At 72.4% G+C, this 18615-nt stretch carries 14 protein-coding genes; all 14 read left to right on the forward strand.

Going from position 1 to position 18615, the window contains the following annotated elements:
- Positions 1-172 precede the first annotated feature (172 nt).
- The 14 genes from ACFIF2_RS05500 (at position 173) to ACFIF2_RS05565 (ending at position 18603) form a co-directional block, all read left to right on the forward strand.
- Positions 173-1501: an OFA family MFS transporter gene (locus ACFIF2_RS05500; RefSeq protein WP_395571343.1), complete on the forward strand. Its 1329-nt coding sequence runs from the start codon at positions 173-175 to the stop codon at positions 1499-1501.
- Positions 1470-1613 carry a hypothetical protein gene (locus tag ACFIF2_RS05505; protein WP_395571344.1) on the forward strand — a complete coding sequence of 48 codons (144 nt, stop codon included), beginning with the start codon at positions 1470-1472 and terminating at the stop codon, positions 1611-1613. Before ACFIF2_RS05500 ends, ACFIF2_RS05505 begins: the two co-directional genes overlap by 32 nt.
- A gap of 176 nt (positions 1614-1789) precedes the next feature.
- Complete coding sequence (locus tag ACFIF2_RS05510; protein ID WP_395571345.1) at positions 1790-2737, forward strand: beta-ketoacyl-ACP synthase III; 948 nt, start codon at positions 1790-1792, stop codon at positions 2735-2737.
- Positions 2738-2855: 118 nt separating this feature from the next.
- Positions 2856-3533, forward strand: coding sequence for a GntR family transcriptional regulator (locus tag ACFIF2_RS05515; RefSeq protein WP_395571346.1), 678 nt, complete (start codon positions 2856-2858; stop codon positions 3531-3533).
- Between the two features lie 239 nt (positions 3534-3772).
- Entirely contained in the window at positions 3773-4954 is a 1182-nt protein-coding gene (locus ACFIF2_RS05520; RefSeq protein ID WP_395571347.1) for an ROK family protein, read from the forward strand.
- A gap of 164 nt (positions 4955-5118) precedes the next feature.
- Positions 5119-6636, forward strand: a complete 1518-nt coding sequence (locus ACFIF2_RS05525) for a sugar ABC transporter ATP-binding protein (protein ID WP_395571348.1) — start codon at positions 5119-5121, stop codon at positions 6634-6636.
- On the forward strand, positions 6633-7652 hold the full coding sequence (locus tag ACFIF2_RS05530; RefSeq protein WP_395571349.1) for an ABC transporter permease: 1020 nt from the start codon (positions 6633-6635) through the stop codon (positions 7650-7652). The genes ACFIF2_RS05525 and ACFIF2_RS05530 overlap by 4 nt, the downstream gene beginning before the upstream one ends.
- A gap of 17 nt (positions 7653-7669) precedes the next feature.
- Complete coding sequence (locus tag ACFIF2_RS05535) at positions 7670-8713, forward strand: substrate-binding domain-containing protein (protein WP_395571350.1); 1044 nt, start codon at positions 7670-7672, stop codon at positions 8711-8713.
- An 89-nt stretch (positions 8714-8802) separates the two neighbouring features.
- Positions 8803-10080, forward strand: a complete 1278-nt coding sequence (locus tag ACFIF2_RS05540) for a Gfo/Idh/MocA family protein (protein ID WP_395571351.1) — start codon at positions 8803-8805, stop codon at positions 10078-10080.
- 15 nt (positions 10081-10095) lie between these two features.
- Positions 10096-11094 (forward strand): sugar phosphate isomerase/epimerase family protein, encoded by a 999-nt coding sequence (locus tag ACFIF2_RS05545; RefSeq protein ID WP_395571352.1) that lies wholly within the window; start codon positions 10096-10098, stop codon positions 11092-11094.
- A 266-nt stretch (positions 11095-11360) separates the two neighbouring features.
- Positions 11361-15074, forward strand: coding sequence for a ThuA domain-containing protein (locus ACFIF2_RS05550; RefSeq protein WP_395571353.1), 3714 nt, complete (start codon positions 11361-11363; stop codon positions 15072-15074).
- A gap of 132 nt (positions 15075-15206) precedes the next feature.
- Positions 15207-16385, forward strand: a complete 1179-nt coding sequence (locus ACFIF2_RS05555) for an inositol-3-phosphate synthase (protein ID WP_395571354.1) — start codon at positions 15207-15209, stop codon at positions 16383-16385.
- On the forward strand, positions 16382-17602 hold the full coding sequence (locus tag ACFIF2_RS05560; RefSeq protein ID WP_395571355.1) for an SCO3242 family prenyltransferase: 1221 nt from the start codon (positions 16382-16384) through the stop codon (positions 17600-17602). The genes ACFIF2_RS05555 and ACFIF2_RS05560 overlap by 4 nt, the downstream gene beginning before the upstream one ends.
- Complete coding sequence (locus ACFIF2_RS05565) at positions 17599-18603, forward strand: sugar phosphate isomerase/epimerase family protein (protein WP_395571356.1); 1005 nt, start codon at positions 17599-17601, stop codon at positions 18601-18603. Before ACFIF2_RS05560 ends, ACFIF2_RS05565 begins: the two co-directional genes overlap by 4 nt.
- The last annotated feature ends 12 nt before the right edge of the window (positions 18604-18615 follow it).

Here is an 18615-nt window from a genome sequence, read left to right on the forward strand (position 1 = left end):
ACCGCGGAACCGCCGACCGGACCCGGACCCGGCTCCCACCGGTTCCGCGTGTCTGTCGACGAAATATTGTCTACAGTATGGAGGTTGGGCCAGCAAGGCTTTGTGCAAGGACAGTGGTTGTCCGCTCAACCGTCTTCTCAACCGTGTGACGCCTGCCTACGGTTGGGGACTCATGAGTCCCCCCGTCGCACCCCCGGGCTGGAGCCGCTGGCTCGTTCCCCCCGCCGCCCTCTCGGTCCACCTCTCCATCGGCCAGGCGTACGCCTGGTCCGTGTTCAAACCGCCCCTGGAGTCCGCGCTCGGCCTCAGCGGCACGCAGAGCGCGCTGCCCTTCCAGCTCGGCATCGTCATGCTCGGGCTGTCCGCCGCGTTCGGCGGCACACTCGTGGAACGCAACGGCCCCCGCTGGGCGATGACCGTCGCCCTGGTCTGCTTCTCGTCCGGCTTCCTGCTCTCCGCCCTCGGCGCGGCCGTCGAGCAGTACTGGCTGATCGTCCTCGGCTACGGCTTCGTCGGCGGGATCGGCCTCGGCATCGGCTACATCTCGCCCGTCTCCACGCTCATCAAGTGGTTCCCGGACCGGCCCGGCATGGCCACCGGCATCGCCATCATGGGCTTCGGCGGCGGCGCGCTCATCGCCTCGCCCTGGTCGGCGCAGATGCTGGAGAGCTTCGGCAGCGACAGCTCCGGGATCGCGCTCGCCTTCCTGGTGCACGGACTGACGTACGCCGTCTTCATGCTGCTGGTCCGGGTGCCGCGCCCGAAGGCGGGGGCGGACGGCGGACCGGCCGCGCCGGCGGGCGTCCAGGTCTCCGCCCGCGGGGCGATGCGCACCCCGCAGTTCTGGCTGCTGTGGATCGTGCTCTGCATGAACGTCACGGCCGGCATCGGCATCCTGGAGAAGGCCGCGCCGATGATCACGGACTTCTTCGCCGACACCTCCACGCCGGTGTCGGCGACGGCCGCCGCCGGTTTCGTGGCCCTGCTGTCGGCGGCCAACATGGCGGGCCGGATCGGCTGGTCCTCGACCTCCGACCTGATCGGCCGCAAGAACATCTACCGCGTCTACCTCGGCGTCGGCATCCTGATGTACGCCCTGATCGCGTGGTTCGGCGACGCCTCCAAACCGCTGTTCGTGCTCTGCGCGCTGGTCATCCTGTCCTTCTACGGCGGCGGCTTCGCGACGATCCCCGCCTACCTCAAGGACCTCTTCGGCACCTACCAGGTCGGTGCCATCCACGGGCGGCTGCTGACCGCCTGGTCCACGGCCGGCGTCCTCGGACCGCTGATCGTCAACTGGATCGCCGACCGGCAGGAGGAGGCCGGGCGGCACGGCGCGTCCCTGTACGGACTGTCGTTCGGCATCATGATCGGTCTGCTGGTCGTCGGCCTCGTCGCCAACGAACTCGTCCGGCCGGTCCACCCCCGCCACCACCACGTCCCCGCCCCGGCACCGAAGGAGGCCGCCGATGTCCCACGACAGCAGCCCGAGTCCGCGTGAGGTGCCCGGCCGGCGGCCGCTGATCGCTTTCGCCTGGCTCTGGGTGGGCATACCGCTCGCCTACGGTCTGTACGAACTCGTCCGCAAGGCGACCCAGCTGTTCACCGGGTGACCCCGGGGCTCCCCGGGCTCCCTGGCGGGCGTCCGGGGACGCGCCGGTGGCGTCGCGGGTGCTGACCGAAGCCGACAAGGCGGGCGTCCGTTTCCTGTCGTATCACCTGCCGTCGTACCCGTCGGTCACTGATCACACTGGTGGATCCCGTACCCGAGGCATCGAGGACTCCACCCATGCACGGCTCCCGCATCACCGCCGTCGGCCACTACCAGCCCGCCGGGGTTCTCACCAACGAGGACCTGGCGGGCATGGTCGACACCAGCGACGAGTGGATCAGGAGCCGGGTGGGCATCCACTCCCGCCGGATCGCCGGGCCCGACGAGCCGGTCGACGAGCTGGCCGGCCACGCCGCCGCCAAGGCCCTCGCGGCGGCCGGGCTGGTGCCCGCCGACGTGGACATGGTGGTGGTGGCCACCTCCACCGCGATCGACCGGTCGCCGAACACCGCCGCCCGCGTCGCGGCCCGCCTCGGCATCCCGGGCCCCGCCGCCCTGGACCTCAACGTCGTGTGCGCGGGCTTCACCCACGCCCTGGCCACCGCCGACCACGCCGTCCGGGCCGGCTCGTCGAGCAGGGCCCTGGTCATCGGCGCGGACAAGATGTCCGAGGTGACCGACTGGACCGACCGCACCACCTGCGTGCTCGTCGGCGACGGGGCGGGGGCCGCCGTCGTGGAGGCGTGCGCCGAGGGCGCCGAGCCGGGGATCGGCCCGGTGCTGTGGGGATCGGTGCCCGAGATGGGCAACGCGGTCCGCATCGAGGGCACGCCCCCGCGGTTCGCGCAGGAGGGGCAGAGCGTCTACCGCTGGGCGACCACCCGGCTGCCCGCCATCGCCCGCCAGGCCTGCGAGCGCTCCGGGCTGGCACCCGCCGACCTGGCCGCGGTCGTCCTGCACCAGGCGAACCTGCGCATCATCGAACCCCTCGCCGCGAAGATCGGCGCCGTCAACGCCGTCGTCGCCCGCGACGTCGTCGAGTCCGGCAACACCTCCGCGGCGAGCATCCCGCTCGCCCTGTCCAAGCTGGTGGAGCGCGGCGAGATCGGCACCGGCGACCCGGTCCTGCTCTTCGGCTTCGGCGGGAACCTCTCCTACGCCGGACAGGTCGTCCGCTGCCCCTGACACGCGGGGCCCCGGTGCGCCGTAGACTGTAGACGAAAGACAATCGATACTCGGCGTACCGGTACGGGTGGTCGCTTCCCCCGTGCCGCTCGCGCCGGATCGCTTTCGAGGGGGACCGATGTTGTCCGCAGGACTGCCGCAGGGCGCGGTGCCCAAGCTCGAACGGCCCGGCCCGTTGCGCGACCGCGTCTACGAGGCGCTGCTCGAACTCATCACCACCCGGGCCCTCCGGCCCGGCCAGCACCTCGTCGAGAGCGAACTCGCCGGTCACCTGGGGGTGTCGAGGCAGCCGGTGCGGGAGGCCCTGCAGCGGCTGAACACCGAGGGCTGGGTCGATCTGCGCCCCGCGCAGGGCGCGTTCGTGCACGAGCCGACCGAGGAGGAGGCCGACCAGCTCCTGACGGTCCGTACGCTCCTGGAGGCCGAGGCGGCGCGGCTCGCCGCCGCCAACGCCGGCAGCGCGGGCGTCGCCGCGCTGAAGGAGCTGTGCGAGGAGGGGGAGCGGGCCGTGGCCGCCGACGACGTGGACGCGGCCGTCGCCGTCAACGCCCGCTTCCACGCGAAGATCATGGAGCTGGCGGGCAACGCCGTCCTCGCCGAACTCGCCGCGCAGGTCGACCGCCGGGTCCGCTGGTACTACACGCCGATCGCCCGGCAGCGCGGCCGGCAGTCCTGGATCGAGCACCGCGGGCTGATCGCCGCCATCACCGACCGGGACGAGCAGGAGGCGACGCGACTGATGCGCGAGCACACCGAACACACCCGGCGTTCGTACCACGCGCGCGCACAATCCTGAGGTCAGAGGCTGTTCAGGGGCCGCCCGGCACTCGCGCCGGGCGGCCCCTGCGCGTTCCGATCCGGTGGGAACACGGAACGCCTTTGTCCACTCAGTGGAGAAAGTTCGCAGCAATTCGTGCGTGACTTCTTCCCACACCCGGCGCCCACTGCTACGTTCCCTCCGAAAGCAAGCCAGGGACGTGGCCGGGAACCGGCACACTCGAGGCCGATTGAGGCGGGGAGGGGCTCGTGAGACGGATGACGGCACGACCCGCTAACGGTCACCAGGCCCGACTGCTCCAGCTGTTGCGCGACGGAGGGCCCAACTCCCGCGCCCAGCTCGGCGACCAGGTCGACCTCTCCCGGTCGAAGCTGGCCGTGGAGGTGGACCGGCTGCTGGAGACGGGGCTGGTGGTGGCCGACGGACTCGCCGCCTCCCGCGGCGGGCGCCGCAGCCACAACGTCCGCCTCAACCCCGAACTGCGGTTCCTGGGCGTCGACATCGGCGCGACCTCGGTCGACGTCGCCGTCACCAACGCCGAGCTGGAGATCCTCGGGCACATCAACCAGCCCATGGACGTGCGCGAGGGCCCGGTCGCGGTCTTCGAGCAGGTGCTCGCCATGGCGGCCAAGCTGCGGGCCTCGGGGCTCGCGGAGGGCTTCGACGGCGCCGGCATCGGCGTCCCGGGACCGGTCCGCTTCCCCGAGGGCGTGCCCGTGGCACCGCCGATCATGCCGGGCTGGGACGGCTTCCCCGTGCGGGAGGCGCTCAGCCAGGAACTGGGCTGCCCGGTCATGGTCGACAACGACGTGAACCTGATGGCGCTGGGGGAGCAGCACGCGGGCGTCGCCCGCACCGTGCACGACTTCCTCGTCGTCAAGATCGGTACCGGCATCGGCTGCGGCATCGTCGTCGGCGGGGAGGTCTACCGCGGGACGACGGGCAGCGCGGGCGACATCGGGCACATCCAGGCCGTGCCCGACGGCCGTCCGTGCGCCTGCGGCAACCGGGGCTGTCTGGAGGCCCACTTCAGCGGCGCGGCACTGGCCCGCGACGCCACGGAGGCAGCCCAGCACGGCCTGTCGGCCGAACTCGCGAACCGGCTGGAGGCGAACGGGGGCCTGAGCGCCGCCGACGTCGCCGCCGCGGCCGCCGCGGGGGACGCCACCGCACTCGACCTGATCCGCGAGGGCGGCCGGAGCACCGGCCAGGTCATCGCCGGACTGGTCAGCTTCTTCAACCCGGGCCTGGTGGTGATCGGCGGCGGGGTGACCGGCCTCGGCCACAACCTGCTCGCCGCGATCCGCACCCAGGTCTACCGCCAGTCGCTGCCCCTGGCGACCGGCAACCTGCCCATCGTCCTCGGGGAGCTGGGCCCCACCGCCGGAGTCATCGGCGCGGCCCGGCTGATCAGCGACCACCTGTTCTCACCCGCGTAGGCGTCACCCGGTACCCGGCCTCCACCGGGTCCCGTCCGAAGTTCACCAGCACAGCGCTCCGCACGGCCCCGCTCTGCCCAGCACTGCCTGATTTCTCATCCATCGTCCTGCTTCGCCCTGCTCTGCCCTGACACCGGCCCGCATGCCCGCCGAGGGGACCTCACATGGCACCAGAACCACCGCTGCTCAGCATGTCCGGCATCACCAAGTCGTTCCCGGGAGTCCGGGCCCTGGACGGCGTCGACCTCGACGTCCAGGCCGGCGAGGTGCACTGCCTGCTCGGCCAGAACGGCGCCGGCAAGTCCACCCTCATCAAGGTGCTGGCCGGTGCCCACCAGCCCGACACCGGCACCATCCGCTGGCGCGGCGAGGACGTCACCCTGCGCTCGCCCATCGCGGCCATGCGCCTCGGCATCGCCACCATCTACCAGGAACTCGACCTGGTGGAGCACCTGTCGGTCGCCGAGAACGTCCACCTCGGCCACGAGCCGACCACCGCCGGCTTCGTCGTACGGGGAAGGGCGGCCAAGGAATCCACGGCCCAGCTCCTCAAGCGGCTCGGGCACCCGGAGGTCGACCCGGGGCGGCTGGTCGGGGACCTCTCGGCCGCTCAGCAGCAGATCGTGTCCATGGCGCGGGCGCTCTCGCACGACGTACGGCTGATCGTGATGGACGAGCCGTCCGCCGCCCTCGACCCGGACGAGGTCGACAACCTCTTCCGCATCGTCGCCGACCTCACCGCCGACGGCGTCGCCGTCGTCTACATCTCGCACCGCCTGGAGGAGATCCGCCGCATCGGCGACCGGGTCACCGTCCTCAAGGACGGCCGGGCCGTCGCGGGCGGACTGCCCGCGAAGGAGACGCCGACCCGGGAGGTGGTGGCACTGATGACCGGGCGCAACGTCGAGTACGTCTTCCCGGACCGGCCCACCGCCCCGCCCACGGGCGAGCCCGTGCTGAGCGTGCGGGGACTGTCCCGTCAGGGCGAGTTCGCGCCGCTCGACCTGGACGTGCGGCCCGGGGAGATCGTCGGCCTCGCCGGCCTCGTCGGCTCCGGCCGCTCCGAGGTCCTGGAGACGGTCTACGGGGCCCGCAAGCCCAGTACGGGCCAGGTCCTCGTCGAGGGGCGCCCGCTCAGGCCGGGCAGCGTGCGCGCCGCCGTCCGCGCCGGGCTCGGGCTCGCCCCCGAGGAACGCAAGGCGCAGGCCCTGCTGATGCTGGAGTCCGTCACCAGCAACGTGTCGGTCTCCTCCATGTCCCGCTTCTCCCGCGGCGGCTGGCTCGATCACGGCGCCGAACTGAAGGCGGCCCGCGCCGCGACCCGTGAACTGTCCCTGCGGCCCGACAACCCCTCCGCGCCCGTGCGCACCCTGTCCGGCGGCAACCAGCAGAAGGCGGTCCTCGCCCGCTGGCTGCTGCGCGGCTGCAAGGTCCTGCTGCTCGACGAACCCACCCGCGGCGTCGACGTCGGTGCCCGCGCCGAGCTGTACGCGGTCATCCGCCGGCTCGCCGACGAGGGCCTCGCCGTCCTCCTGGTCTCCAGCGAGGTGCCCGAGGTGCTGGGCCTCGCCGACCGCGTGCTGGTACTGCGCGAGGGCAGCGTCGTGCACGAGGCCCCCGCCCGCGAACTCGACGAACACCGCGTACTCGACCTCGTGATGGAAGGAAGCCCGGCGTCATGACGCAGCACGTGTCCCCGCCCCGGGACGACACCGGCAAGGCGGCACCGGCGGACGGGCCGCCCGCCTGGCGGGTCCAGTTGGGCCGCGCCGACGTCCGTACCCTCAGCCTGCTCGGGGTGCTCGCCGTCCTGGTCCTCATCGGCGGCATCACCCAGCCCGACTCGTTCCTGGACACCCGCAACCTCCAGCTGGTGCTCACCCAGGCGTCCGTGATCGGCATCGTCACCGTCGGCATGACCTTCGTCATCATCTCCGGCGGCATCGACCTGTCCGTCGGCGCCATCGTCGCCCTGGCCTCGGTGTGGGCGACCACGGTCGCCACCCAGGAGTACGGCTTCTTCGGCATCCTGTTCACGGCGGTCGTGGTCGGCGTGGGCTGCGGCCTGGTCAACGGCGTGCTCATCGCGTTCGGCCAGATGGTGCCGTTCATCGCCACCCTCGCCATGCTGGCCTCGGCCCGCGGCCTCGCGCTCCAGATCACCGACGGCAGCACCCAGGTCGTCACCGTGCCCAGCGTCCTCGACCTGGCCGAACGCGACTCCTACGTGCTGGGCGTCCCGCCGCTGGTCCTGGTGTTCGCGGCCGTCACCGTCATCGGCTGGCTGGTGCTGAACCGGACCACCTTCGGCCGCCGCACCGTCGCCGTCGGCGGCAACCCGGAGGCCGCCCGCCTGGCCGGCATCGACGTCCGCCGCCAGCGGCTCTACCTGTACCTGCTGTCCGGACTGTGCTGCGGCATCGCGGCCTTCCTGCTGATCGTCCTGGCCGGCTCCGGCCAGAACACCAACGGCAACCTCTACGAACTCGACGCCATCGCCGCCGCGATCATCGGCGGCACCCTGCTGACCGGAGGCCGCGGCACCATCGTCGGCTCCGTGCTCGGCGTCCTGATCTTCACCACCATCACCAACATCTTCGCCCTGAACAACCTCGAGACCGCCGTCCAGCAGATCGCCAAGGGCGCGATCATCGTCGCCGCCGTGCTGGTCCAGCGCCGTACCGCAAGCACGCATTGAGGAAAGGGTTCACCGCCATGACGCAACTCACGAGCCGCAGAGGACTGCTCTTCGGAGCCGCCGCCGTGTCCGCCGGTGCCGTCCTCACCGGGTGCACGAGCAACGACCCCGACGACGGCGGGGACAAGGCCGCCGACACCCAGCCGGCCGCCGACGACAAGCCCGGCAAGCAGGTCACCATCGGCTACGCCGGACCGCTCGCCGACCACGGCTGGCTCAACGCCGTCAACGACCAGGCGCAGAAGCGCGCCGAGAAGTACTCGGACGTCACGCTGGAGACCACCGAGGGTTCCAACGACACCGCCCAGCAGATCGGCCAGATCGAGACCCTCATCAACAAGAAGGTCGACGTCCTGGTGATCCTGCCCGCCGACGGCAAGGCGCTCACCCAGGTCGGGCTGAAGGCCATGCGCGCCGGCATCCAGGTCGTCAACCTCGACCGCATCTTCAACAGCCCTCAGGCGTACCGCTGCTGGGTCGGCGGCGACAACTACGGCATGGGCCTCAACGCCGCCCACTACATCGGCGAGAAGCTCAAGGACAAGCCGAACGCCAAGGTCATCGAGCTGGCCGGCCTGGACAACCTGGAACTGACCAAGCAGCGCACCCAGGGCTTCGACGACGGCCTGAAGAACTACCCGAACATCCAGAAGGTGGCCCGCCAGGCCGCCGAGTTCACGGTCGAGTCCGGCCAGGCCAAGATGTCCCAGCTGCTCCAGGCCCAGTCGAAGTTCGACGCCCTGTGGAACCACGACGACGACCAGGGCGTCGGCGCGCTGCGCGCCATCGAGCAGGCCGGCCGCGACGACTTCCTGATGGTCGGCGGCGCGGGCGCGCTCTCCGCCTTCCAGGCCATCAAGGCGGACAGCGGCGTCCTGAAGGCGACCGTGCTCTACCCGCCGACCATGGCCGCCTCCGCGATCGACCTGGCCCGCGCCCTCGGCCAGGGCAAGGGTGTCAGCGGGCTCGCCGAGTTCGAGATCCCCTCGACGGTCACCTGCTACTCGGCCGTCGTCGACAAGGAGAACGTCGACCAGTACATGCCCACGGGCTTCAAGTGAGGGCCGCCGCCCCACGGCCGGCCTGACCAGCCGGCCGTCGGGCGGGGCCCCACCCCCCACCGCGCCACCACGACGAGGAGGACATCCGCATGGGACAGCCGCAGCAGCCCGAGGGGGCCGGGACGGAGGCGTCAGCCACCGGTACCGGACCCGGCGACGGGACCGGGACCACGGCGACGGGGGCATCCGCGACCAGACCGCCCCTGCGGGTCGGCATGGTCGGCTACGCCTTCATGGGTGCCGCCCACTCCCAGGGCTGGCGCACCGCCGGCCGGGTCTTCGACCTGCCGCTGAACCCGGTCCTGGCGGCGATCTGCGGGCGGGACGCCGACGCCGTCCGGACCGCGGCCGACCGGCACGGCTGGCAGAGCACCGAGACCGACTGGCGGGCCCTGGTCGAACGGGACGACATCGACCTCGTCGACATCTGCACCCCCGGCGACAGCCACGCCGAGATCGCGCTGGCCGCGCTCGCCGCCGGCAAGCACGTCCTGTGCGAGAAGCCGCTCGCCAACACCGTCGCCGAGGCGGAGGCCATGACCCGGGCCGCCGACGAGGCGCACGCGCGGGGCCAGTTGGCGATGGTCGGGTTCAACTACCGCCGGGTGCCGGCCACCGCGCTGGCCCGGCGCATGGTGGCCGAGGGCCGGGTCGGGCGGCTGCGGCACGTGCGGGTGACGTACCTCCAGGACTGGCTGGTGGACCCCAGGTCGCCCCTGACCTGGCGGCTGCGCAAGGAACTGGCCGGATCGGGCGCCCTCGGCGACCTCGGCGCCCACATCGTCGACCTCGCGCAGTACCTGACGGGGGAGCGGATCGCGGGCGTCTCCGCGCTCACCGAGACCTTCGTACGGGAACGCCCGCTGCCCGAAGGGGCCTCCCGGGGCCTGTCGGCGGGTTCCGCGGACGGGGTCACGGGCGAGGTCACCGTGGACGACGCCGCCGTGTTCACCGGCCGCCTCACCTCCGGCGCCCTGGTCTCCTTCGAGGCCACCCGGTACGCCACCGGCCGCAAGAACGCCCTGCGCATCGAACTCAACGGAGAGCGCGGCTCGCTCGCCTTCGACCTGGAGCGACTCAACGAGCTGTCGTACCACGACGGTACGGAGCCCGGGGAGCACGCCGGCTTCCGGCGCATCCTCGTCACCGAGCCGGAGCACCCCTACCTGGAGGGCTGGTGGCCGCCGGGCCACGGGCTGGGCTACGAGCACACCTTCGTCCACCAGGCGCGCGACCTCGTCCACGCCGTCGCCGAGGGCCGCCGGCCCGAACCCTCCTTCGCCGACGGGCTGCAGGTGCAGCGCGTGCTCGCGGCGGTGGAGGAGAGCGCCGAGAAGAACTCCGTCTACACCCCGATCGCCCCCTGAGGAGGCTGGCAGCGAATGCCGCGCAACTTCACGCTCTTCACCGGTCAGTGGGCGGACCTTCCCCTGGAGGAGGTCTGCCGCCTCGCCCGCGACTTCGGCTACGACGGCCTGGAGCTCGCCTGCTGGGGTGACCACTTCGAGGTCGACAAGGCCCTGGCCGACCCCTCGTACGTGGCATCCCGCCACCAACTGCTCGACAAGTACGGGCTGAAGTGCTGGGCCATCTCCAACCACCTGGTCGGCCAGGCGGTGTGCGACGCCATCATCGACGAACGCCACGAGGCCATCCTGCCCGCCCGCATCTGGGGCGACGGCGACGCGGAGGGCGTGCGGCAGCGGGCCGCCGCCGAGCTGAAGGACACCGCACGGGCCGCCGCCCGCCTCGGCGTCGACACCGTCATCGGGTTCACCGGGTCCGCGATCTGGCACCTGGTCGCGATGTTCCCGCCCGCCCCCGAGTCGATGATCGAGCGCGGCTACCAGGACTTCGCGGACCGCTGGAACCCGATCCTGGACGTCTTCGACGCCGAGGGCGTGCGGTTCGCGCACGAGGTCCACCCCAGCGAGATCGCCTACGACTACTGGACCACCCAGCGGGCCCTGGAGGCCGTCGACCACCGGCCCGCCTTCGGCCTCAACTTCGACCCCTCCCACTTCGTGTGGCAGGACCTCGACCCGGTCGGCTTCCTGTGGGACTTCCGCGACCGGATCTACCACGTCGACTGCAAGGAGGCCCGCAAGCGCCTCGACGGCCGCAACGGACGGCTCGGCTCCCACCTGCCCTGGGGCGACCCGCGCCGCGGCTGGGACTTCGTGTCGGCCGGCCACGGCGACGTCCCGTGGGAGGACGTCTTCCGCATGCTGCGCTCCATCGACTACCAGGGCCCCGTCTCCGTCGAGTGGGAGGACGCCGGCATGGACCGGCTCCAGGGCGCCCCCGAGGCTCTCACCCGCCTCAAGGCCTTCGACTTCGAGCCGCCCAGCGCGTCCTTCGACGCCGCCTTCAACAGCTGAACCGTCCGCCCGACGGCAGGTCGGGAAGGGGGCCGGGCACCACCGCCGGCCCTCGGTCCGGCCTGCCCTGATACCGCTTTGTCCTGCATTGGGAAAAAGTTCAACCGGTCCTGGTCCAAGGGGTGTCGGCCCCGGCAGAACGCGGTTACCGTCCCTGAAGTGTTCAGGACACCACTCCCGCCTCCGGGGTGACGGCGCACCCCGGCGCCCGCACCGCACGTCCACGACCCATCCCGTACGGCCCATTCCGTTCCCGGAGGGACTTCGTGCACAGAACCAGACTCAAGAGCACCCGCACCAAGAGGCGTCCCCGACTGCGCACCGGCCTCGCCCTGTTCACCGGCCTGCTGCTGGCGGTGGGCACTCCGGCGACCGTGGCCGGCGCCCACCCCGGCCACCCGGAGCACGACGAACCGGCGGCCGCCGAGGGACAGTTCCAGCAGGTGCCGCTCGCCAAGGGCGAACCCGAGATGGGCGAGCCCATGTCGCTCGCCGTGCTCCCGGACCGCAGCGTCCTGCACACCGCCCGGGACGGCACACTGCGCCTGACCGACCAGGGCGGCGTCACCAAGGTCGCCGGCAAGCTCGACGTCTACAACCACGACGAGGAGGGCCTGCAGGGCGTCGGCATCGACCCGGACTTCGAGAACAACCGGGCGATCTACCTCTACTACGCCCCGCCGCTCGACACCCCCGCGGGCGACGCCCCGGAGACCGGCACCGCCGAGGACTTCAAGAAGTTCGACGGCGTCAACCGCCTCTCCCGGTTCGTCCTCAACGCCAACGGCACGCTGGACCTCGCCAGCGAGAAGAAGGTCCTGGACGTCGCGGCCTCCCGGGGCACCTGCTGCCACGTCGGCGGTGACATCGACTTCGACGCCGAGGGCAACCTCTACCTGTCGACCGGCGACGACACCAACCCCTTCGCCTCCGACGGCTACACGCCGATCGACGACCGCCCGGACCGCAACCCGGCGTTCGACGCCCGCCGCAGCTCCGGCAACACCAACGACCTGCGCGGCAAGATCCTGCGCATCAAGGTCGCCGAGGACGGCTCGTACACCGTCCCGGAGGGCAACCTCTTCGCGCCGGGCACCGAGAAGACCCGCCCCGAGATCTACGCGATGGGCTTCCGCAACCCGTTCCGCATGAGCGTCGACGACAAGACCGGCACGATCTACGTCGGCGACTACGGCCCCGACGCCGGCTCCGCCGACCCGAACCGGGGCCCCGCCGGCCAGGTCGAGTTCGCCAAGGTCACCAAGCCCGCCAACTTCGGCTGGCCGTTCTGCACCGGCGACAACGACGCCTACGTCGACTACGACTTCGCCACCAAGACCTCCGGCGAGAAGTTCGACTGCGCCGCCCCGAAGAACACCTCGCCGCACAACACGGGCCTCGTCGACCTGCCGCCCGCGCAGGCCGCCTGGATCCCGTACGACGGCGGCAGCGTGCCGGAGTTCGGCAGCGGCTCCGAGTCCCCGATGGCGGGCCCGGTCTACCGCTACGACCCCGAGCTGGACTCCTCCGTGAAGTTCCCCGAGGAGTTCGACGGAGACTTCTTCGCCGGCGAGTTCGGCCGCCGCTGGATCAAGCGGATCGAGCAGAACGCCGACGGCACGGTCGCCAAGATCAACGACTTCCCGTGGACCGGCACCCAGATCATGGACATGGAGTTCGGCCCCGACGGCGCGCTCTACGTCCTCGACTACGGCGTCTCCTGGTTCCAGGGCGACGAGAACTCCGCGCTGTACCGGATCGAGAACGCCGAGGACGGCTTCTCCCCGATCGCCGAGGTCAGCGCCGACAAGACGTCCGGCGCGGCCGGCCTGAAGGTGAAGTTCACCGCCTCCGTCAAGGACGCCGACTCCCCGGACCTCACCTACAGCTGGGACTTCGGCGACGGCACCAAGGGCGAGGGCCTGACCCCCACCCATCAGTACAAGAAGGTCGGCACCTACACCGCCACCTTCACCGCCAAGGACCCCGAGGGCAACACCGGCAACGCCAGCGTCCGGATCGTGGTCGGCAACACCGAGCCCAAGGTGCGCATCGACGTCCCGGGCAACGGCACCCTGGCCGCCTTCGGTGAGCCCGTCCCCTTCAAGGTGACCGTCACCGACCCCGAGGAGACCATCGACTGCTCCAAGGTCAAGGTCGCCTACAGCCTCGGCCACGACTCCCACGCCCACGAGCTGACCAGCGAGATGGGCTGTGAGGGCACCCTCAACCCGCCGCCCGGCGACGGCGGGCACGACCCCAACGCCAACATCTACGGCGTCGTCGGCGCCAGCTACACCGACGGCGGGGCGAACGGCCAGGAGGCCCTGACCGGCACCGCGCGCACCGTGCTCCAGCCGCTGCACCGCCAGGCCGAGCACTTCACGAAGCAGCAGGGCGTCGCGGTCATCGACAAGACCGGTGCCAACGGCGGCAAGACCGTCGGCGACGTCCACGACGGCGACTGGATCTCCTTCAGCCCCTACAAGTTCGACGGGCAGAAGAAGCTCACCGTGCGGGCGTCCTCCGGCGGCGCCGGCGGATTCCTCGAACTGCGCACCGGCTCGCCCGACGGCCCGCTGCACGGCTCGGCGCACATCCCGCCGACCGGCGGCTGGGAGACGTTCCAGGACGTCGACGTGCCGCTGCGGGCCCTGCCCAAGAAGACCACCGACATCTACCTGGTCTTCCGGGGCGGTGACGGCGCGCTGTTCGACGTGGACGACTTCGAGTTCTCCAAGGAGCCGTTCAAGGACGGCAAGAAGGTCCTGGTCTTCTCCAAGACGGCCGGCTTCCGGCACGACTCCATCCCGGAGGGTGTCGCCGCCCTGAAGGAACTGGGCGCCCCGGCCGGCATCTCCGTCACCGCCACCGAGGAGGCCGGACAGTTCACCACGGCCAACCTCGCCAAGTACGACGCGGTCGCCTTCCTGTCGACGACCGGTGACGTCCTCAACGCCGACCAGCAGAAGGCGTTCGAGAACTACGTCAAGAACGGCGGCGGCTACATGGGCGTCCACGCCGCCGCCGACACCGAATACGACTGGGAGTTCTACGGCGGCCTGGTCGGCGCCTACTTCGACTCGCACCCGGCCATCCAGAAGGCCACCGTGCGCGTCCACGACCACGACCACCCGTCCACCGCGCACCTCGGCGACGCCTGGGAGCGCACCGACGAGTGGTACAACTACCGCACCAACCCGCGTGAGCAGGCCAAGGTCCTCGCCACCCTGGACGAGACCACCTACCAGGGCGGGAACATGAAGGGCGACCACCCGATCGCCTGGTGCCAGAACTACGGCGGCGGCCGCTCCTTCTACACCGGCGGCGGTCACACCAAGGAGTCCTACGCCGACGAGGCGTTCCGCACCCACCTGCTCGGCGGCATGCAGTACGCCACCGGCCAGGTCAAGGCGGACTGCAAGCCGAGCAAGGACTACCGGAAGATCTTCAACGGCCAGACCCTGGACGGCTGGAAGCAGGCCGGCCCCGGGAAGTTCGTCGTCCAGGACGGCACCCTGGTCTCCGAGGGCGGCATGGGCCTGCTCTGGTACCAGGCCAAGGAGCTGAAGTCGTACTCGCTCAAGCTCGACTGGAAGATGCGGGGCGACGACAACTCCGGGATCTTCGTGGGCTTCCCCGCCTCCGACGACCCCTGGTCCGCGGTGAACAAGGGCTACGAGATCCAGATCGACGCCACGGACGCGGCGGACCGCACCACGGGCTCCGTCTACTCCTTCAAGTCGGCGAACATCAAGGCCCGTGACCAGGTCCTGCGGCCGCCCGGCCAGTGGAACTCCTACGAGATCAAGGTCCAGGGCGAACGCCTCCAGGTGTTCCTCAACGGAGTCAAGATCAACGACTTCACCAACAAGGACCCGCAGCGGAGCCTGACGGACGGCTACATCGGCCTCCAGAACCACGGCGCCGCCGACCAGGTCTCGTTCCGTAACATCCAGCTCAAGGAACTGTCCTCCTAGGGCTACCGGAACGGCGGCGGGCGGAGGACGCCGGACCTCCGCCCGCCGTCCCGCCGGGCCCCGCGCCCGGCACCCCGCTCGTCCGCCTCCGGCACACTCCCACCCGGTTCGCGTACGACAAGGAGGCTGCCCATGTCCGCCGAACCGTCCCCCGCCACCCCCTCCACGGCCCCGCGCTTCGGCGTCTGGCTCATCGGGGCACGCGGCTCCGTCGCCACGACCGCGATCGCCGGCTGCGCCGCCGTCGCCGCCGGGCTCCACCCGCCGACCGGCATGGTCACCGAGACCCCCGACTTCACCTCCTGCGGGCTGCCCCCGCTCGCCTCCCTCGTCTTCGGCGGTCACGACACCCTCGACTGCCCCCTGCCCAAGCGCGCCGAACACCTCGCCGCCGGCGGCGTCCTGCCGCACGGTCTGCCGTCCGCCGTGCACGCCGAACTCGTCGCCGCCGACCGGGAGATCAGGCCCGGCGGGCCCCTGCCGGGGGGTACGGACGGCGGCCCGGAGCGCACCCAGGACGAGTGGATCGACGTGTTCGCGGCCGACATCCGCGACTTCTCGCACCGTCACGGCCTCGCGGGCACCGTCGTGGTGAACGTCGCCTCCACCGAGCCCGCCCCCACCGACGGCACGCTGCCGCCCAGCTCCCTCTACGCCGCGGCCGCCCTGCGCGCCGGCTGCCCCTACGTCAACTTCACCCCCTCCACGGGCCTGCACCACCCGGCGCTGGCCCCGCTCGCCGAGTCCTCCGGCCTGCCCTACGCGGGCCGCGACGGCAAGACCGGGCAGACCCTGCTGCGCTCCGTGCTCGGGCCGATGTTCCTGCAGCGCGCCCTCGCCGTACGCGCCTGGTCCGGCACCAACCTCCTGGGCGGCGGCGACGGCGCCGCCCTCGCCGACCCCGCGGCCGCCGCCGCCAAGAACGCCGGCAAGGAACGCGTCCTGGCCGACACCCTCGGCGCCGCGCCCGAGGGCGAGGTCCACATCGACGACGTGCCCGCGCTCGGCGACTGGAAGACGGCCTGGGACCACATCGCCTTCGACGGCTTCCTCGGCGCCCGCATGGTGCTGCAGACCACCTGGCAGGGCTGCGACTCGGCGCTCGCCGCCCCCCTCGTCCTCGACCTGGCCCGGCTGACCGTACGCGCCCGGGAGAAGGGCCTGTCCGGCCCGCTCGGTGAACTGGGCTTCTATTTCAAGGACCCCGTCGGCGACGGCCCCTCCGCCCTCGCCGAGCAGTACGGGGAGCTGAGGCACTTCGCCGGACGCCTGCGCGACGGCGCCGACGACGACCGCGGAGCGGGGCGATGAGCCGCACGGCGGCCCCGACCGGGGACACACCCGGCGGCACGGGCGGGGACACGGTCACGCCGGCCGGGGGAGCGACCGGGGACACGACCGGGGACACGCCCACGCCGACCGGGGGAGCGACCGGGAAGACGGTGGCGGACGGTGGGCCGGCCGGGGGCACGGTGACGGACGGCCCCCTCCCCGGGGACTTCGGGGCGAACACCTCCGACGGCACCGCCCGCCGCCGTACCCCCGGGGCCCGCCGCCGTACGTCCGGTGGCCGCACCGGTGGCCCGGACCCCCGCGCCTGGGCTGAACTGCTGCGCCTTCCCGCCCTCTTCACGGTCCCCGGAGACGCCCTGGCCGGAGCTGCGGCGGCCGGTGCGCGGCCCGGTCCCCGGACCCTGCTCGCCATCGGCTCCTCCCTGTGCCTGTACGAGGCCGGCATGGCCCTCAACGACTGGGCGGACCGCGCCGAGGACGCGGCGGAACGCCCGCACCGCCCGCTCCCCTCCGGTCGTGTCCGTCCCGCCGCGGCCTTCGCGGCGGCCTGCGGCCTCACCGGCGCCGGACTGGCACTGGCCGCCGCCGCGGGACGCCCGGCCCTCGCGGTGGCCGCGCCGCTGGCCGCCACGGTGTGGGCCTACGACCTGGCGCTGAAGCACACGCCAGCCGGCCCGGCGGCCATGGCCGCCGCCCGGGGACTGGACCTGCTCCTGGGCGCGGCAGCCACCGGCGGCGGCACTCGCGCCGCACTGCCCTCCGCCGCGCTGCTCGGCAGCCACACCCTGGCGGTCACGGCCGTCTCCCGCCGGGAGACCACCGGTGGCTCGGCCCTGGCCCCGCTGGCGGCCCTCGCGACGACGGGGGCGCTGACCGCGCTGGTCACCCACCGCCGCACCCGACTCCCGGCAGGCCGGCGGGCAGCAGCCGCCCCCGGCCTGCCGGGCCCCACCCCGCCGGCGCGCCCGGCCGGGGCCGGCGGCGCCCTCACCGCCGCCCTGGCCGCCGCGTACACGGCCACGGCCGCCCGGCCCTACTTCCACGCCGTGCTCAACCCCTCACCCCCGCTCACCCAACGGGCCGTCGGCGGCGGCATCCGGGCCACGATCCCGCTCCAGGCCGCCCTCGCCGCCCGCTCCGGCGCGAGGGCCACGTCCCTCCTGGTCGCCGCCCTCGCCCCGGCCGGCCGGATGTTCGCGAGGAGGGGCGGGATGAGGAAGGTGAGCATCACATGAGCCGAAACCCGAACCAACGCGCGGAGGACGCCGCATCCGCCTCCGCCTCCGCTTCGGCTTCCGCCTCCGCGCCCGCGCCGGTGGGCCTGCGGCGGGAACGGGGTGCCGGGGCTTCGTCCCCCCTCCGCTTCGGTTACGGCACCAACGGTCTCGCCGACCTCCGTCTCGACGACGCCCTCGCCCTGCTCGCCGACCTCGGTTACGACGGCGTGGGCCTGACCCTCGACCACATGCATCTCGACCCGCTCGCCGACGACCTCGCCGCCCGCACCCGCCGGGTCGCGCGGCGTCTGGACGCGCTCGGTCTGGGCGTCACGGTGGAGACGGGCGCCCGCTACGTACTCGACCCGCGCCGCAAGCACGGTCCCTCCCTCCTCGATCCGGACCCGGACGACCGCGCCCGCCGCGCCGGCCTCCTCGTCCGCGCCGTCCGGGTCGCCGCCGACCTGGGTGCCCACGCCGTGCACTGCTTCAGCGGCATCACCCCGCCGGGGACCGGCGAGGAGACGGCCTGGAAACGCCTGGCGGAGACCCTCGCCCCGGTCCTGGACGCCGCCGACGCCGCCGGCGTGCCGCTCGCGGTGGAGCCCGAGCCCGGCCATCTCCTGGCCACCCTCGCCGGCTTCCACCGGCTGCGCCGTGCCCTCGGCGACCCCGAGAACCTCGGCCTCACGCTGGACCTCGGCCACTGCCAGTGCCTCGAACCCCTCCCTCCCGCCGACTGCGTACGCGCCGCCGCCCCCTGGCTGCGGCACGTCCAGATCGAGGACATGCGCCGCGGCGTCCACGAACACCTCCCCTTCGGTGACGGCGAGATCGACTTCCCGCCCGTCCTCGACGCCCTCGCGGCCACCGGCTACCAGGGACTGACCGTCGTCGAACTGCCCCGGCACTCCCACGCGGGTCCGCTCTTCGCCGAACGCTCCCTCCCGTTCCTCCGCCGGGCCGCGGCGGCCTCCCCCCGCACGAACCGCTCGGGCGAGCCCTCCGCCACCCACTGAAGGGAGCAACCC

It is taken from the genome of Streptomyces sp. BK79 (genome assembly GCF_044142145.1).
Classification (GTDB): Bacteria; Actinomycetota; Actinomycetes; order Streptomycetales; family Streptomycetaceae; genus Streptomyces.

Excerpts from the sequence above, each read along its gene's own strand:
- ACFIF2_RS05545 (WP_395571352.1), top strand. The coding sequence starts at position 10,096 with ATGCCGCGCAACTTCACGCTCTTCACCGGTCAGTGGGCGGACCTTCCC.
- ACFIF2_RS05530 (WP_395571349.1), top strand. The coding sequence starts at position 6,633 with ATGACGCAGCACGTGTCCCCGCCCCGGGACGACACCGGCAAGGCGGCA.
- ACFIF2_RS05515 (WP_395571346.1), top strand. The coding sequence starts at position 2,856 with ATGTTGTCCGCAGGACTGCCGCAGGGCGCGGTGCCCAAGCTCGAACGG.
- ACFIF2_RS05560 (WP_395571355.1), top strand. The coding sequence starts at position 16,382 with ATGAGCCGCACGGCGGCCCCGACCGGGGACACACCCGGCGGCACGGGC.
- ACFIF2_RS05555 (WP_395571354.1), top strand. The coding sequence starts at position 15,207 with ATGTCCGCCGAACCGTCCCCCGCCACCCCCTCCACGGCCCCGCGCTTC.
- ACFIF2_RS05500 (WP_395571343.1), top strand. The coding sequence starts at position 173 with ATGAGTCCCCCCGTCGCACCCCCGGGCTGGAGCCGCTGGCTCGTTCCC.
- ACFIF2_RS05525 (WP_395571348.1), top strand. The coding sequence starts at position 5,119 with ATGGCACCAGAACCACCGCTGCTCAGCATGTCCGGCATCACCAAGTCG.
- ACFIF2_RS05540 (WP_395571351.1), top strand. The coding sequence starts at position 8,803 with ATGGGACAGCCGCAGCAGCCCGAGGGGGCCGGGACGGAGGCGTCAGCC.
- ACFIF2_RS05510 (WP_395571345.1), top strand. The coding sequence starts at position 1,790 with ATGCACGGCTCCCGCATCACCGCCGTCGGCCACTACCAGCCCGCCGGG.
- ACFIF2_RS05505 (WP_395571344.1), top strand. The coding sequence starts at position 1,470 with ATGTCCCACGACAGCAGCCCGAGTCCGCGTGAGGTGCCCGGCCGGCGG.
- ACFIF2_RS05565 (WP_395571356.1), top strand. The coding sequence starts at position 17,599 with ATGAGCCGAAACCCGAACCAACGCGCGGAGGACGCCGCATCCGCCTCC.
- ACFIF2_RS05535 (WP_395571350.1), top strand. The coding sequence starts at position 7,670 with ATGACGCAACTCACGAGCCGCAGAGGACTGCTCTTCGGAGCCGCCGCC.
- ACFIF2_RS05520 (WP_395571347.1), top strand. The coding sequence starts at position 3,773 with ATGACGGCACGACCCGCTAACGGTCACCAGGCCCGACTGCTCCAGCTG.